This window comes from Jiella soli (assembly GCF_020615385.1).
Lineage (GTDB): Bacteria > Pseudomonadota > Alphaproteobacteria > Rhizobiales > Rhizobiaceae > VKMB-3413.
This window is the reverse complement of record NZ_JAJAVB010000004.1, coordinates 127508-141185: the sequence shown is the minus strand read 5'-3', so window position 1 is coordinate 141185 and position 13678 is coordinate 127508. Positions and strand designations below refer to the sequence as shown.

The 13678-nt window shown below is 67.9% G+C and carries 13 protein-coding genes; 5 read left to right on the top strand and 8 right to left on the bottom strand.

The features are described from left to right. Nucleotides 1-21: 21 nt before the first annotated feature. Both LH400_RS04125 and mdoH read right to left on the bottom strand, forming a co-directional pair. Entirely contained in the window at nt 22-762 is a 741-nt protein-coding gene (locus tag LH400_RS04125; protein WP_229151407.1) for an FkbM family methyltransferase, read from the bottom strand. Between the two features lie 17 nt (nt 763-779). Then, nucleotides 780-2708, bottom strand: a complete 1929-nt coding sequence (gene mdoH, locus LH400_RS04120) for a glucans biosynthesis glucosyltransferase MdoH (protein WP_229151406.1) — start codon at nt 2706-2708, stop codon at nt 780-782. Nucleotides 2709-3036: 328 nt separating this feature from the next. Between mdoH and LH400_RS04115 the strand changes: the two genes are divergently transcribed. Next, a complete protein-coding gene (locus tag LH400_RS04115; RefSeq protein WP_255616808.1) occupies nt 3037-3564 on the top strand; it encodes a CBS domain-containing protein in 528 nt (175 codons plus the stop codon). A gap of 139 nt (nt 3565-3703) precedes the next feature. On the opposite strand, the gene ndk is transcribed toward LH400_RS04115, so the two are convergent. The 3 genes from ndk to LH400_RS04100 all read right to left on the bottom strand — a co-directional run bounded on the left by ndk (nt 3704) and on the right by LH400_RS04100 (nt 6802). Next, entirely contained in the window at nt 3704-4126 is a 423-nt protein-coding gene (ndk, locus tag LH400_RS04110) for a nucleoside-diphosphate kinase (RefSeq protein ID WP_229151404.1), read from the bottom strand. 93 nt (nt 4127-4219) lie between these two features. After that, nucleotides 4220-4918 (bottom strand): glutathione S-transferase family protein, encoded by a 699-nt coding sequence (locus LH400_RS04105; protein WP_229151403.1) that lies wholly within the window; start codon nt 4916-4918, stop codon nt 4220-4222. Nucleotides 4919-4978: 60 nt separating this feature from the next. Continuing rightward, complete coding sequence (locus tag LH400_RS04100) at nt 4979-6802, bottom strand: DEAD/DEAH box helicase (RefSeq protein WP_229151402.1); 1824 nt, start codon at nt 6800-6802, stop codon at nt 4979-4981. A gap of 330 nt (nt 6803-7132) precedes the next feature. On the opposite strand from LH400_RS04100, the gene LH400_RS04095 reads away from it, so the two are divergent. Then, entirely contained in the window at nt 7133-7648 is a 516-nt protein-coding gene (locus tag LH400_RS04095; protein ID WP_229151401.1) for a DinB family protein, read from the top strand. A 35-nt stretch (nt 7649-7683) separates the two neighbouring features. On the opposite strand, the gene vapC is transcribed toward LH400_RS04095, so the two are convergent. Continuing rightward, complete coding sequence (gene vapC, locus LH400_RS04090) at nt 7684-8082, bottom strand: type II toxin-antitoxin system VapC family toxin (protein WP_229151400.1); 399 nt, start codon at nt 8080-8082, stop codon at nt 7684-7686. Continuing rightward, on the bottom strand, nt 8079-8276 hold the full coding sequence (locus LH400_RS04085) for a type II toxin-antitoxin system VapB family antitoxin (protein WP_229151399.1): 198 nt from the start codon (nt 8274-8276) through the stop codon (nt 8079-8081). The genes vapC and LH400_RS04085 overlap by 4 nt, the downstream gene beginning before the upstream one ends. A 149-nt stretch (nt 8277-8425) precedes the next feature. Between LH400_RS04085 and purM the strand changes: the two genes are divergently transcribed. Together purM and purN are read left to right on the top strand one after the other, a co-directional pair. Continuing rightward, on the top strand, nt 8426-9493 hold the full coding sequence (gene purM / locus LH400_RS04080) for a phosphoribosylformylglycinamidine cyclo-ligase (RefSeq protein ID WP_229151397.1): 1068 nt from the start codon (nt 8426-8428) through the stop codon (nt 9491-9493). A 25-nt stretch (nt 9494-9518) separates the two neighbouring features. Next, on the top strand, nt 9519-10226 hold the full coding sequence (gene purN / locus LH400_RS04075; protein WP_229151395.1) for a phosphoribosylglycinamide formyltransferase: 708 nt from the start codon (nt 9519-9521) through the stop codon (nt 10224-10226). 373 nt (nt 10227-10599) lie between these two features. Here the strand turns inward: purN and LH400_RS04070 are convergent, their stop codons facing one another. After that, complete coding sequence (locus LH400_RS04070; RefSeq protein ID WP_229151393.1) at nt 10600-12705, bottom strand: molybdopterin oxidoreductase family protein; 2106 nt, start codon at nt 12703-12705, stop codon at nt 10600-10602. 213 nt (nt 12706-12918) lie between these two features. Here LH400_RS04070 and LH400_RS04065 point away from each other — a divergent pair, with 213 nt between their 5' ends. Next, nucleotides 12919-13677 carry a PadR family transcriptional regulator gene (locus tag LH400_RS04065; RefSeq protein WP_229151391.1) on the top strand — a complete coding sequence of 253 codons (759 nt, stop codon included), beginning with the start codon at nt 12919-12921 and terminating at the stop codon, nt 13675-13677. Nucleotide 13678 lies beyond the last annotated feature (1 nt).

Here is a 13678-nt window from a genome sequence, read left to right as displayed (position 1 = left end):
GGCGCGCGGGGCGGGCCAGCCTCAAAGATAGCAGTAGACATCGCCCGAATTGGCTTCCACGGGCAGCGAGCGAATCTGATCGGCGATCCCGGCGGCAGAGATCGGCCCGTCATGGCTCATCACATGGCTCTCGCCGAGCGACAGCCCAAAGCGGCGGTAGCCGAGCACCTCGCAGCGCGCCAGCGCCCGCAGGGCGACGTCGCGCTGCAGGATCGTGAACTCGAAGGAAAGACACCGGACGGGCTCGCTGAGGCCGGCGAGGACACGGTCCTCCAGCCCCTCGACGTCGATCTTCACGAAGGCCGGCCGACCATGCTCGGCGATCAGCCGGTCGAGCGTCGTCGCCTGTACCTCGACCGTCTCGTCCCAGCGTTCTCCCTCCCATTCCGGGCTCGCTGCGGCAGCGTCCACGAAGGATGCGCAGGCAGTCGAGACGGTCGGGTTGGAACGGTTGACGCGGAGAGCGATCACGCCGGGCGCGTCCGCGACGGCGGCCGCCACGACGCTGACGCCACGATCGAAGGCGAACATCGTCCGGAGCAACCGGGCAAGCCGGGGCTGCGGCTCGACCGCGACGACGCGTGCTCCGAGCCGCCGGCAGACGCGGACGCGATCGCCGACATGCGCCCCGACGTCGAAGACCAGGTCGCCGGGCCCGACATGCGCCCGGTAGAGCCGTTCAAGCCCGGCGAGATGATCGCGGTCTCCGTGATAGATACGCAGGCTGCGCACGATACCGGCGAGAGCCGTCAGGCCGGACAAGGCGCCGCGCCCACCCATCAGCCGCCGCGGCCCTGGCCTTCGGAGCTTGCCGTGATCGCGGCAAGGGGCGCTTTCGAGACAGCGAGGCGCCGCTCCGGCCGGCGCCAGCGCCTTGCCGCATGCGGGACGAGATTGCCGAGAACGCGCGGCAGCGCCGTCTCCTCCGGGATCGCGAAGAGGCCGGTGCGAGCGATCACGCGTCCGAACCACGGCGCCGCGGTGACGACGGTGAACGGCACGGCCAGCGCGAGACCGGCGACGAAAGGCGAGGCCCAGAGGAGAGCCGAGGGCTTGTGCGCAAAAAGGATCGCGGCGAGCCCGAGACCGAGCATGGTCTGGGGCGTCATCGCGCGCACCGCGCTCCACCAGCCGATGCCGAGGCGGTCGCGGTTCTGTCCGCTCCAGGTGACGGTCTGCCCGAAACAGAGGCCCGCCAGGAATAGCGTGACGGCGAGAGCCACAATCGGCGCGATCAGCATCGAGGCGGCGACCTCCAGGAGACCTGCCACCGCGAAGCGGGACACCCCTCCATAGGCTCTGAGGGCGCCGGGGGTGAGGAAGACGTCGGCCATTCCGGCGAGCTTCGGCGCGATGCTGAGGAAGAAGATCGTGAGGAACAGGGCGATGCCGAATGCCAGCATGGCCGGGTCGAAGCCGCCGGCGATCGCCTTGGCGCTCGCCGCGAGGGTCATCGCGATCCAGGCGGCGGGCGCGACATACATCAGGATCGCCTGCGCCAGCTGGAAGCGGCTGAGCGGCTTCAGGCCGGGCGCAAACAGGAAGCGCCAATACTGCATGTTGCCCTGGCACCATCGCAGGTCGCGCTTGATGAAGTCGGGCAGCGTCGGCGGATTTGTCTCGTAGCTCCGCGTCTCGATCGGGATCACCCGCACCTCGTAGCCGGCCCGCCGCATGAAGACCGCCTCCAGCTGGTCATGCGACAGGACCGGGCCGCCGAGCGGCGGCCTTCCGGGAAGGTGCGGCAGTCGGCAGTGCTCGGCGAAGGCCCGCGTGCGGATCAACGCATTGTGGCCCCAGTAGGACCCGCAATCGGCGTTCCACCAGGTCGCGCCCATGGTGAAGACGCGCATGCCGTGCCGCATGCCGAACTGGAAGATACGGGCAAAGCCGCCGGCCGCCGGCATGCCGACGACGAGGCTCTGCAGGATGCCGATTTCCTCGTGCCTCTCCATCGCCGCGACCATGCGCAGGATCGCCTCGCCGCCCATCACGCTGTCGGAATCCAGCGGCAGGAAGTAGTCGAACGCTTCGCCCTTCGTCTCCAGAAAATCGCGGATATTGCCGGCCTTGAAGTCCGTGTTGACGGCCCGGCGGCGGTAGGAGGGAGCGGCCATCCGCCCATCGCCGGCAATGCGTGCGACGAAGCGGGCAAAGGCCTGCCGCTCGAGCGCGGCGATGTCGGGCTCGTCCGTGTCGCTCAGGAGGAAGTACTCGAAATGCTGCGCGAATCCCGTCGCGATCAGGCTCCGGCGCATCGCCTCCAGCCTCTGGAAGATCGGCTCGGGATCTTCGTTGCGAAGGCAGAGGAGGATCGCCGTGCGGCTCGAAAGCCCCTTCGGACGGCCGTCCGGTCCGTCCCGGAAATAGGGATGGACGCTCTCCTCTGGCCTTGCCGGCCCGTGCAGCAGCCACAGACCGATCGCCGCGTTCCAGAAGCCGAGCACCGTCCAGGGCGTCGCAAGGCAGAAGCCGGCAAGAACCACGGCGTCCAGCCAGTCGACCCCGTCGGTCGACAGCAGCGCCGCCACTGCAAGGCAGAGCGCGAGGATCGTCGCCGCATTCAGGCCGAGGACGAGCATTCGGCGCCTGCGGACCGGCCAGCCCGAGGCCCCGGGCAAGCGGCGCCCGGCCTCGCGATCCCTGCTGGTGCCTGCACCGTTGCAGGCCATCCCGGCGTCGGTCTCGGCCGGTGATTGTCTCGACATGGATACGTCCATCCTGGATTCGTGTTGCGACCGCCGGTCGCAACGCAACATGGGAAGTGAGCGTGCGATAAGAAGCGCGGCAATTTGCATCGGCTCGCCAGCGACGCCGCCGGCGCCGCACCCGGCTCACTGCTCCGCGAACGGCAGGCGGCGCGACACCTGCGTCAATCCAGGCGCCATCAGCTTGATTCAGTTCACAAGATACTTTTGCAGCGCAAATTCATTCCACCGCAGCGCATGATAATCCCGCAGAAGACGCCCCACTATACTCAGCCGGACAACTCGTGTTATTGTTGCTCTTTGATCTCATGCTGGGAGGGCACACCGGATGAAGATCAAGGACAGGCCGGAATTCCGCGACAAGCCAAAACCGTTGAGCTTTGGGCCGGACGACACTGCAATGGCAGCGGTCACGGCGATGAACGAGCGCAATGTCGGCTCGGTGATGATCTGCGACGGCAATGAAAAGCTGATCGGCGTCGTGACGGAACGCGACATTTTGAACCGCCTCGTCGCCCGGCGGCGCGATCCTGAGACGACGAAGCTCTCCGAGATCATGACGGCCAATCCGCGTGTGGCGCGGGCCGACGACGACCTGATCGACTGGATGCGGATCATGTCGAACGAGCGCTTCCGGCGCCTTCCGATTGTCGACGAGGGCGGTCGCGTCGTCTCGATCATGACGCAGGGCGACTTCGTCTCCTATACTTGGCCAAACCTCCTGCATCAGGCGCGCGAGGTGACGCGGTCTAGCCTCAACCGCAACTATCAGATCGTGCTCGTGGCCGGCAGCGTCGCGCTTTACACGATCATTCTCGTCGCCGTGCTCGCCGCCTTCTTCACCGGCGAGGCGTAGACAGCCTGAAGCCCCGCCGTTCGCAAGTGCGCCAACACACGAAAAAGGGGAGACCGGCGGCCTCCCCTCTTCACACGAATGCAGATCGCGAGCTCGCCGCCCTGACAGTGGGCGGCGAGTGCGGTCCTGCGGCCTTTGATCAGCCGACGATCTCGGTCTCGGCGAACCAGTAGGCGATCTCCTGCTTCGCGGTCTCCGGCGCGTCGGACCCGTGCACCGAATTCTCGCCGATCGACAGCGCATGGGTCTTGCGGATCGTGCCTTCCGCGGCGTCGGACGGATTGGTCGCGCCCATGACTTCACGGTTCCTGGCGATGGCGTTCTCGCCCTGCAGCACCTGAACGACCGTCGGGCCGGAGGTCATGCCCTCGACGAGTTCGCCGAAGAAGGGACGATCCTTGTGGACGGCGTAGAAGCCCTCGGCCTCGCGACGGCTCATCCACACGCGCTTGGAGGCGACAACCGTCAGGCCGGAATCCTCCAGCATCTTGGTGATCGCGCCCGTCAAATTGCGGCGGGTCGCGTCCGGCTTGATCATCGAGAAGGTGCGTTCGAGCGCCATGGGAATGTCCTTGTCCTGAAAACTCTGGTTGGGAGGTGGCGGGACCTATAGCCGCGACATTCCGCGCGGGCAAGGCAGGCTGGGACCGCGTTTTCAGGCTGCAGCTGCCGCCGGCACCGAGCGCCCGTGACCTTCGTACAGATCGAGACAACGCTCGAACCAGTGCGCGACCGGATCCTCGGCCGGCAGCAGCGGGAAGCCGGAGACCACGCGCAGCCACTGGAAGGCGCCGAAGACGATGTAGTCGGCAAAGAGCGGCGTTTCGCCTCCGAGGAAGGGCTGTCCCTCCACCATCTTGCGCAGCGGCGCGAGCGAGGCGAGGAAGTGCGCGACGCGCGCCTCCCGCCCTTCGACGACCGTCTCGAGCGGCCGCCCCATGCGCGCCTCGCGGCTCTGGCGAAAATAGGCCTGGTCCGGCTCGGCCAGGCAATCGTGGATGTCCATGATCACGAAGCCCGGCAGCGCCGCGTGGATGGTCGCCATCGACCATGCCTCGACGAAGCGGGCGAGCCGCCGGCCGCCCTCGCCGCCGAAGAGTGACGGCGCATCGGGATAGGCCGCCTCCAGATATTCCGCGATGGCGAAGGAATCGGCGACCAGCGTCTCTGCGTCCTTCAGGAGCGGGACGATCTTCGAAGCTCCGCCCTCGATCTCGGGGATTGCGGTGAACGGCACGGGGACGGTCACGAAATCGAGCCCCTTGTGCTTCAGCGCCAGCCGCGCCTTCCAGCAATGCGGCGAAAAGGGGCGGCCGGCATCGCGGCCGACGAGTTCATAGAGCTGGATGGCCATCTGCGGGACGCTCCTCTCTTTGGCGGTCGCCGTTCGTCATAATCCGTCGCGCGCCGCCGGTCAGGACTTCGGCCGCTTTTCCCGGCGCGGCTTGTCGCGGGGCCGGTCTGCGGGTGCCTCGGCGCGAGCGGCGTTCCGGCCGCCCGCAGACGGCTTCGCGCCCTTGCGGTGCGGCGGCTTCTTGCCCTGGGGCGGACGGTCTCCGCCCTTGCCGGGTCCGGTCCGGACCTTGCCGCGCGGACCGCGGGCGCCCTCTGCCGGCGCTTCGGCAGGCGAGATCGTGATGTCGTCGCCGTCGCTCACCTCGGCCGCTGCGGCGAATTTCCTGGCGACGCTCTCGGCGATCTCGACCTTCGTCTCGCGGTCGAAGATGCGGATCGCGCCGATGTCCTGACGCGAGATCTTGCCGCGCCTGCACAGGAGCGGAAGGATCCACTTGGGATCGGCGTTGTTGCGCCGGCCAACATCCATGCGGAACCAGACGACAGGCCCCCGCGGCTCGGCGCGCTCCTTGCGGCCGGGACGCTCCCCGCCCTCGAATCCGTCCCTGCCACCCTTCGGATCGGGTCCGAAGCCGGGGTCGAACACGTCCTCCGGAGCCGGCAGCCGCGAGCGGTAGAGCCGCGCGAGCGCTGCCGCGATCTCCTCCGGCCCACGTGTCTCCAGGAGGCGCCTTGCGGCGGTCAGGTCTTCCTCGCTCGGCTCATCGGTCAGGACCGGGTCCGACAGGAGCCGCTCCTCGTCGAGGCGGCGGATTTCCTCCGCGGAGGGCGCTGCGAGCCAAGTGGCCTTCAGCCGCGCCTCGGCAAGCAGCCGCTCCGCCTTGCGGCGCCGGGAGATCGGCACGAGAAGCACCGACACCCCCTTGCGTCCGGCCCGGCCGGTGCGCCCCGAGCGATGCTGGAGTGTCTCGGCATCGCCCGGAAGCTCGGCATGGATGACGAGGCCGAGACTTGGCAGATCGATGCCGCGCGCCGCGACGTCGGTCGCCACGCACACCCGCGCCCGCCCGTCCCTGAGCGCCTGCATCGCCTGGTTCCGCTCGGCCTGGCCGAGTTCCCCCGACAGCGTCACCGCCGCAAAGCCCCTCTCGATCAGGCCGGAGGAGAGATGGCGCACCGATTCCCGCGTATTGCAGAAGACGATCGCGCTCGGCGCCTCGGCCTGCCGCAGGACGTTGACGATCGCATGTTCCACCTCGTTGGGCGCGATGCGCACCGCCCGGTAGTCGATGTCGGCATGGCCGGCGGTGCCGCGGGCGACCTCGATCCTCAAGGCATCGCGCTGATATTTCCGCGCCATCGCCGCGATGGTCTTCGGCAGCGTGGCGGAGAAGAGCAGCGTGCGCCGCTCGGCGGGCGTCGCTTCCAGGAGAAATTCGAGATCCTCGCGGAAACCGAGATTGAGCATTTCGTCGGCCTCGTCGAGGACCAGCGCCGTCAGGCCGCCGATCTGCAGAGCGCCGCGCTCGAGATGATCGCGCAACCGGCCGGGCGTGCCGACGACGATATGGGCGCCTTCGGCGAGCCGGCGCCGCTCCGCCCGCGGATCCATGCCGCCGACCAGGGTGACGACGCGCGCGCCGGTCTCCGCATAGAGCCAGCCGAGCTCCGTCGTCACCTGCATGGCAAGTTCGCGCGTTGGCGCCACGATCAGCGCGAGCGGCGCCCCGGCCGGCTCGAAGCGCTCGGCATCGCCGAGAAGGGTCGAGGCGATCGCGAGACCATAGGCGATGGTCTTGCCGGAGCCGGTCTGCGCCGAGACGAGGAGGTCGCGTCCGGCGGTCCCCTCCTCCAGCACCGCATCCTGGACCGGCGTCGGCTCCTCATAGCCTCGGGCGGCGAGAGCACGGGCGAGCGGCTGGGAAGTCAGGCGGAACGGCATGAAATGTCCTTGAAGCGGCGGCGGCATGACGGCGCGAGGCGCCCGATGCGGGGGGCTGGAACGATCCCTGCCACGGCCTCGTATGACACAGCCCGCCGCCGGGCTCAAATCATGCGGACGGCAGAGCCGCACGCCCGACAGGCCGGGCCGTTCCAGGACACTCGCGCGGGTGCCGGACCGCGTCCCGCATCCCGGACTTCGGGGCGATCACCACAGGGGCGGCCGGAGGGCTCTTGTCGCCGGGGCGTCGGAAAGGGATCATCGACCGGACGGAAGGTCGAGATCCCGATTCCCGACCCGTTCCGACCATCGCCAAGAGGGAGCTGCCGCATGATTTCGCCAGACACGGCCGGAATGTTCGCCCGCTACAATCGCTGGTGCAACGAACGGCTCTACGATGCGGCCGCCGAGCTGTCCGACGCGGACTTTACCGCGGATCGCGGCGTCTTCTTCGGCTCGATGATGGGCACGCTCAACCATCTCCTCGTCACCGACCGGATCTGGATGAAGCGCTTCACCGGACGGGGCGAGGCGCCGGCGACGCTCGACGCCATCCTGTTCGAGGCGCTCGCGCCGCTTCGGGCCGCACGCCGGGCCGAGGACGAGCGCATCATCGCCTGGATCGACAGCCTGTCGGAGAGCGACCTTGCGGCAACCTTCACCTACCAGCCTGTCACCAATCCCCGCGACATCACCCAGCCCCTGTCGCCGGCGCTCAGCCATCTCTTCAACCACCAGACCCACCACCGCGGCCAGGCGCATGCGATCCTGACCGGCCTGAAGCGAAGCGCGCCCAGCTTCGACATGATCGCATTTCAGCGCGAGACGGGGATCGGAATGGGGTGACGACTGTCGCGCGGCGCTTGCCGCCGTAACGGACATCAGCCGTCGACATGCGGGATCAGCCCGAGCTCGCCTTCCATCACCGTCATATCGCGGTCGTTGTGTATGATGGTGGCCCCATTGACGATACACCATGTGGCGAGGATGACGTCGACAGTCCCTCGGATCGTGATCCCGCGGCGCCGAAGGTGGCGGAAGTTCGCCGCCGCCTGCTCGACGACGCCGAACCCGCACATCGATTCACGGCGTAGGAGAAGCAGCGTCTCGCGCGTCGCAGCCACGGTCTTGGGATCGCGGATTCCCTGGAGAATCTCGACGAGAATCAGGTCTCCGAGCACGACTTGGCGGCTCGGGATCGCCCTTCGGACGCTGCGCGCCGTCTCGGAGCCCGTCCCGTTGAGATATTCGATCCAGGCGGAGGTATCGACGAGGATCACCTGTCCCGTCGCAGCGCGTCAAGGTCCCCTTCCCAGTTCACAGCACCCTCCAGAGCCAGCAACCTTTCTTCCGCCGCGCGCCATGCGACATATTCCTCGAGCGCCTTCTGGACGATCTCTCGTTTGGTCTTGAGTCCCGAGACGCGCTTGGCAAGGCTCATCAATTCGTCGTCGATCTCGATATTGGTTCGCATGGCCGACTCAATGGTGTAATGTCCGCACCATTATACACATCCGAAAGGCCGTTCCAACGGGATGCGTTGGGACACGGCCCGGCTCGATGCGGCAGGCTCTTGCCCGTCGGGCGCGATCGTGCCAACTCGGCGCGAAGGGTACGGGGATCATGGCGGACAAGAACTCACTCACCTACCGCGATGCGGGCGTCGACATCGATGCGGGCAACGAACTCGTCCGGCGCATCAAGCCGCTCGTCAGGTCCACCGCCCGGCCGGGCGCCGACGGCGAGATCGGCGGCTTCGGCGGCCTGTTCGACCTGAAGGCCGCCGGCTTCACCGACCCGGTCCTCGTCGCGGCGAATGACGGCGTCGGCACCAAGCTGAAGATCGCGATCGAGACCGGCCTCCACGACACGATCGGGATCGACCTCGTGGCGATGTGCGTCAACGACCTCGTCGTCCAGGGCGCCGAGCCCTTGTTCTTCCTCGACTATTTCGCCACCGGCCGGCTCGATCCGGCCGAGGGCGAGGCGATCGTCAAGGGGATCGCGGAAGGCTGCCGAATGGCGGGCTGCGCGCTGATCGGCGGCGAGACGGCGGAGATGCCCGGCGTCTATGCCGGCAAGGATTACGACCTTGCGGGCTTTGCCGTCGGCGCGGCCGAGCGCGGCCGGCTCCTGCCGAGGACGGATACGCTGGAATCGGGCGACATGTTGCTCGGTCTCGCCTCTTCCGGGGTCCACTCCAACGGCTATTCGCTGGTGCGCCGGATCGTCGGGACGACCGGCCTCGCCTTCGATGCGGCCGCGCCCTTCGACGCCGCGCAAAGCCTCGGCGAGGCGCTGATCACGCCGACGCGCATCTATGTGAAGCCGCTGCTTGCGGCGATCGGCGAGACTGGCGGCATCAAGGCCCTCGCCCACATCACCGGCGGCGGTTTCGTCGAAAACATCCCGCGCGCCCTGCCGGATCATCTGCGCGCCGACATCGACCTCTTCGCGGTCTCCCCGCCCCCCGTCTTCGGCTGGCTGTCGCGCGAGGGCGGCGTCACACAGGCCGAGATGCTGCGGACCTTCAACTGCGGCGTCGGCATGGTCGTCGTCGTCTCCGAGGCGGACGCGGCGACGGTGAGCGCCCTCCTCCAGAGCGCCGGCGAGACGGTCGTGCCGCTCGGGCGCCTCAGGCCGCGCCAGGACGCGGCGGTCACCTTCAACGGCGCGCTGGACCTGTCGTGAGACGGTCGGCAGAAGGGACGCGGTGATGAGCCAGACAAGGCGCAAGCGGATCGTCGTCCTGATCTCCGGCCGGGGATCGAACATGAGCGCACTGATCGCCGCCTGCATGGATCCGGCCTTTCCCGGCCAGATCGTCGGCGTCCTCTCCAACCGGCCCGATGCGCCGGGCCTCGACACCGCGCGTCGCTACGACATCCCCGCCTTCGCGATCGACCAGAAGGCCTATCAGGGCCGCGCCGCGCACGAAGCAGCCGTCCTGGAACGCCTCGACGCGCTGAAGCCCGACGTCATCTGCCTCGCCGGCTATATGCGGCTCCTGTCGGACGGCTTCGTGCGCCGCTATGCCGGCCGGATGATCAACATCCACCCCTCGCTGCTGCCGCTGTTTCCGGGCCTCGACACCCATGCCAGGGCCCTTCACGCCGGCATGCGGGTTCATGGCTGCACCGTGCATTTCGTGACCGAACGCATGGACGAGGGCCCGATCATCGCGCAGGCGGCGATCGCCATCGAGCCCGGCGACACGCCGGACACCCTCGCCGAACGCCTGCTCCGGGCCGAGCACCGGCTCTACCCGCATGCCCTGAAGCTCGTCCTCGACGGCGATGTCAGGATGTCGAACGGCCGCGCGATCGTGCGGGTGCCTCCGCCGAAGCCGGACGACGAAGACGACCCCGTCCGCATCGCCGGCGGCGCACCGATCCTGGTGTCGCCGGATGCAAGGCGGAATTGAAGACTACCCTGAAGCATCTAGACACGCCGCAGCGGATCACGAATGTAAGCCCTGTCAATCCCACCAGCTAATCTGATTCTATCAGGCTTTTTTGGGGCTAAAGCACAAGTCTTAGAGACGCACAGATGTCGGCTTAAGTCAGCTCAAGAAATCCGTGATGATCTCGTCGTGCGTCATACCGACCGAGAGAGCCACGCCAGAATGGGGCAAGGCAATTTACGAGCCCCAGATCGTCGGACTTCCGCCGCGTTTCCGATATCGCGTGATGACTGTTTCGGCAGAGTGATCCACGTCGCAAGCTCCTGATCGAACGGATCGCAGATTCAGCCCATGCGTGATCTCCGAGCGAGAGCGCCTTTCATCATGTGTCTGCCTATCCCCTCAGCCACACCCGGTTGTCGTGAAACGCCGCACCGCCGAAGGGCGCCACGGGATCGGCGCCGGTGAGCGTGTTGATCCCCTCCCCGTCAAGAAAGTCGGAGTTCGCCCACAGCCCCTCGTGGACGAGGACGCCCGGCTTCACCGTGTCGCTGACCGATAGGGCGAGGCGGACGGCGCCGCGCGCATTGCCGATGGTGACGAGCGCACCGCTGGCGAGGCCTTCCCGCGCGGCGTCCTGCGGATGGATGAGGAGTTGCGGCCCGCCTTCGCGCTGCCGCGATCCCTTCGTCTCGGCAAAGGTCGAGTTCAGGAACTGGCGCGCCGGCGACGTCGCCAGCCGGTAGGGATGCGCGGCATCCGCCGTCTCGATCAACACCGCATGGTCGGGAAACTCCGGCAGGTCCGCCACCGGTCCCTGCGGGCCGAGGCTCTCCGGCGGCCGGTTCGGCGCGCGGCTCCCGGCCCAGTCAGGCTTGAACCGGAACTTGCCGTCCGGCCAGTCGAAACCGGTCAGGAAATGCGCGGTCTCGAAATCCGGCTGCTTGTCGATCCAGCGCTCGCGCGACAGCGCGTCGAAGCCGCCGTCATAGCCGGCCTTCTTCAGCATCCGGTCGATCAGCTGGCGCTCCGACAGGCCGAAGCCCGGGCGGTCGGCGACGCCGAGCCGCCGCGCCAGCTCCTCGATCACGAAATGATTGGTGCGCACGGTCGACGGCGCGTCGACGACGCGGGGGCCGAGCACGATGTGGTTCTGGCCACCGCCACGATAGATGTCGTCATGCTCGAGGAACATCGTCGCCGGCAGGACGAGATCGGCGAGCTTGGCCGTGTCGGTCATGAACTGCTCATGGACGCAGACGAAGAGATCCTCGCGCATGAGGCCCTGCCGCACCAGCCGCTGCTCCGGGCAGACATTCGCCGGATTGGTGTTCTGGATCAGCATCGCCGCGACCGGCGGCCCGTTCGAGAGCGCCGCGGCGTCGCCGGTCAGCACCGCGCCGATCCGCGACTGGTCGAGCGCGCGCACCGACGGGTCGCGGTCGGCCGCGCCCATGATCTCCGACTTGTCGAGGCCGAAGATGTCGGAGTTGGAGTGGAAGGCGCCGCCGCCCTCGTGCCGCCAGTGCCCGTAGACAGCCGGCACCGACAGCGCCGCGTGCATGGCGACCGCGCCGTTGCGCTGCCGCGTGAAGCCGTAGCCGAGGCGGAAGAAGGTGCGCGGCGTCCGGCCGATCAGCGCGGCGAAGGCCTCGATCTCCTCCACCGACAGGCCGGTGATCGCCGCCGCCCATTGCGGCGAGCGCGTGCGCAGATGCGCTTCCAGCCCCTCGGGATCGTCGGTGTAGCGGGCGAGATAGGCGCAGTCGGCCGTCCCGTCCCTGAAAGCCACATGCATCAGCGCGCAGGCGAGCGCGGCGTCGGTCCCGGGCCGCAGCTTCAAGGCGAGATCGGCCTGCTTCATCGTCGCGTTGTCGTAGATGTCGATCACGACGATCGAAGCGCCGCGCTCCTTTCGCGCCCTGACCGCATGGGTCATGACGTTCACCTGGGTGGCGACCGCATTGGTGCCCCAGATCACCACGCAGTCGGACACCGCCATCTCGCGCGGATCGCTCCCTCGCATTGCGCCGGTGCCGGCGAACCAGCCGGTCCAGGCCATGTTGGTGCAGATCGTATCGAACTGGTTCGAATAGCGCTTGGCGTGGCGCAGGCGGTGGATGCCGTCGCGCTGCACGAGGCCCATCGTGCCGGCATAGTGATAGGGCCACACCGCTTCAGAGCCATGCCGCGCCTCGGCCTTCAGGAATTCCTCGGCGAGCCGGTCGAGCGCGTCCTCCCAGGAGATCTCGCGCCATTCGCCGGCACCCTTCGCCCCGACCCGCTGCAGCGGCTTCAACAGCCGCGCCGGGTGGTGGATCCGTTCGGCATAGCGCGCGACCTTGGCGCAGATGACGCCGGCCGTATAGCTGTTCTCGACTGCGCCCCGCACCCGGCCGACGGTCGTGGCGTCCAATAGCTCGACGTCGAGCGCGCAGGTCGACGGGCAGTCGTGGGGACAGGCGGATGGAAGCGTGACGGCGGAAAGCGGCTTGTTCATGGGCCGAGCGTTAGCGCAATCGCCCGCTTCACCCAAATCAGTTTTTGCTGCGGACTTCAGCCGGGCAAACCGCCGGCGCCCTTCGCGCGCCGCCAGCCAGGGTTCCAACGCAGCCTTGGGCAGAAAAGAGCGCTCTTCGATATAACGATCTTGCCAACACGAATCCGATCTGCCATATATCAGTAATCGATATATCTAAGAAAGGACGAAGACATGTTCGGACATCATCACGATCACAGCCGTCACGGCTGCCGGTCAGACCGAGGGCGCGGGTTCGGCCGCGAGGCGCGCGACCACGCGCCATTCGAGGAGGACGACGAGGCATTCGGCCAGGACCGGCCGGAGGGCGACGACATCGAGGCGATGCGCGAGGCGAAGCTGCGCTGGCGTGCCATGTTCGGCGGCGACCGCCACGGGCCGCGCGAGCGCTTCATGCGGGAAGGCTTCGGCCGCGGCCCCTGGCGGGGCCGGGGTGGGCCTGGCGGCCCCGGCGGCCGGGGCGGTCCCGGCGGACGCCGCCGACCGCTCGAACAGGGCGACCTCCGCTGGCTGACGCTCAACCTCATCGCCGCCGAGCCGCGCCATGGCTACGAGATCATCAAGGCGATCGAGGAGGCCTTCGGCGGCCATTACAGCCCGAGCCCCGGCGTCATCTATCCGACGCTGACGCTGCTCGAGGAGACCGGGCTGATCGCAGGCGAGGCGCAAGGGGCCAAGAAGCTCTATTCGCTGACGGCGGAAGGCCGGGCCGAGCTCGATGCTCACGCCGAGGAGGTCCAGGCGGTGCGCGCGCGGCTCGAAGAGGCGCGCGCGCGTTTCGGCGAGGCTCCGGCGCCTGAGGTGATGCGGGCCATGCACAATCTGCGCGCCGCCCTTCAGGTTCGGCTGGCCAAGGGCGAGGTCTCGCCCGAAAGCGTGCAGGCGATCACCGCGGCGCTCGATCGGGCCGCCGGCGAGATCGAGCGGAGCTGAG

What these genes read in the sequence shown, in the direction of transcription:
- LH400_RS04065 (WP_229151391.1), top strand. Translation starts at nt 12,919, where the DNA reads ATGTTCGGACATCATCACGATCACAGCCGTCACGGCTGCCGGTCAGAC.
- LH400_RS04095 (WP_229151401.1), top strand. Translation starts at nt 7,133, where the DNA reads ATGATTTCGCCAGACACGGCCGGAATGTTCGCCCGCTACAATCGCTGG.
- LH400_RS04085 (WP_229151399.1), bottom strand. Translation starts at nt 8,276, where the DNA reads ATGCGAACCAATATCGAGATCGACGACGAATTGATGAGCCTTGCCAAG.
- purM (WP_229151397.1), top strand. Translation starts at nt 8,426, where the DNA reads ATGGCGGACAAGAACTCACTCACCTACCGCGATGCGGGCGTCGACATC.
- purN (WP_229151395.1), top strand. Translation starts at nt 9,519, where the DNA reads ATGAGCCAGACAAGGCGCAAGCGGATCGTCGTCCTGATCTCCGGCCGG.
- ndk (WP_229151404.1), bottom strand. Translation starts at nt 4,126, where the DNA reads ATGGCGCTCGAACGCACCTTCTCGATGATCAAGCCGGACGCGACCCGC.
- LH400_RS04105 (WP_229151403.1), bottom strand. Translation starts at nt 4,918, where the DNA reads ATGGCCATCCAGCTCTATGAACTCGTCGGCCGCGATGCCGGCCGCCCC.
- LH400_RS04100 (WP_229151402.1), bottom strand. Translation starts at nt 6,802, where the DNA reads ATGCCGTTCCGCCTGACTTCCCAGCCGCTCGCCCGTGCTCTCGCCGCC.
- LH400_RS04115 (WP_255616808.1), top strand. Translation starts at nt 3,037, where the DNA reads ATGAAGATCAAGGACAGGCCGGAATTCCGCGACAAGCCAAAACCGTTG.
- mdoH (WP_229151406.1), bottom strand. Translation starts at nt 2,708, where the DNA reads ATGTCGAGACAATCACCGGCCGAGACCGACGCCGGGATGGCCTGCAAC.
- LH400_RS04070 (WP_229151393.1), bottom strand. Translation starts at nt 12,705, where the DNA reads ATGAACAAGCCGCTTTCCGCCGTCACGCTTCCATCCGCCTGTCCCCAC.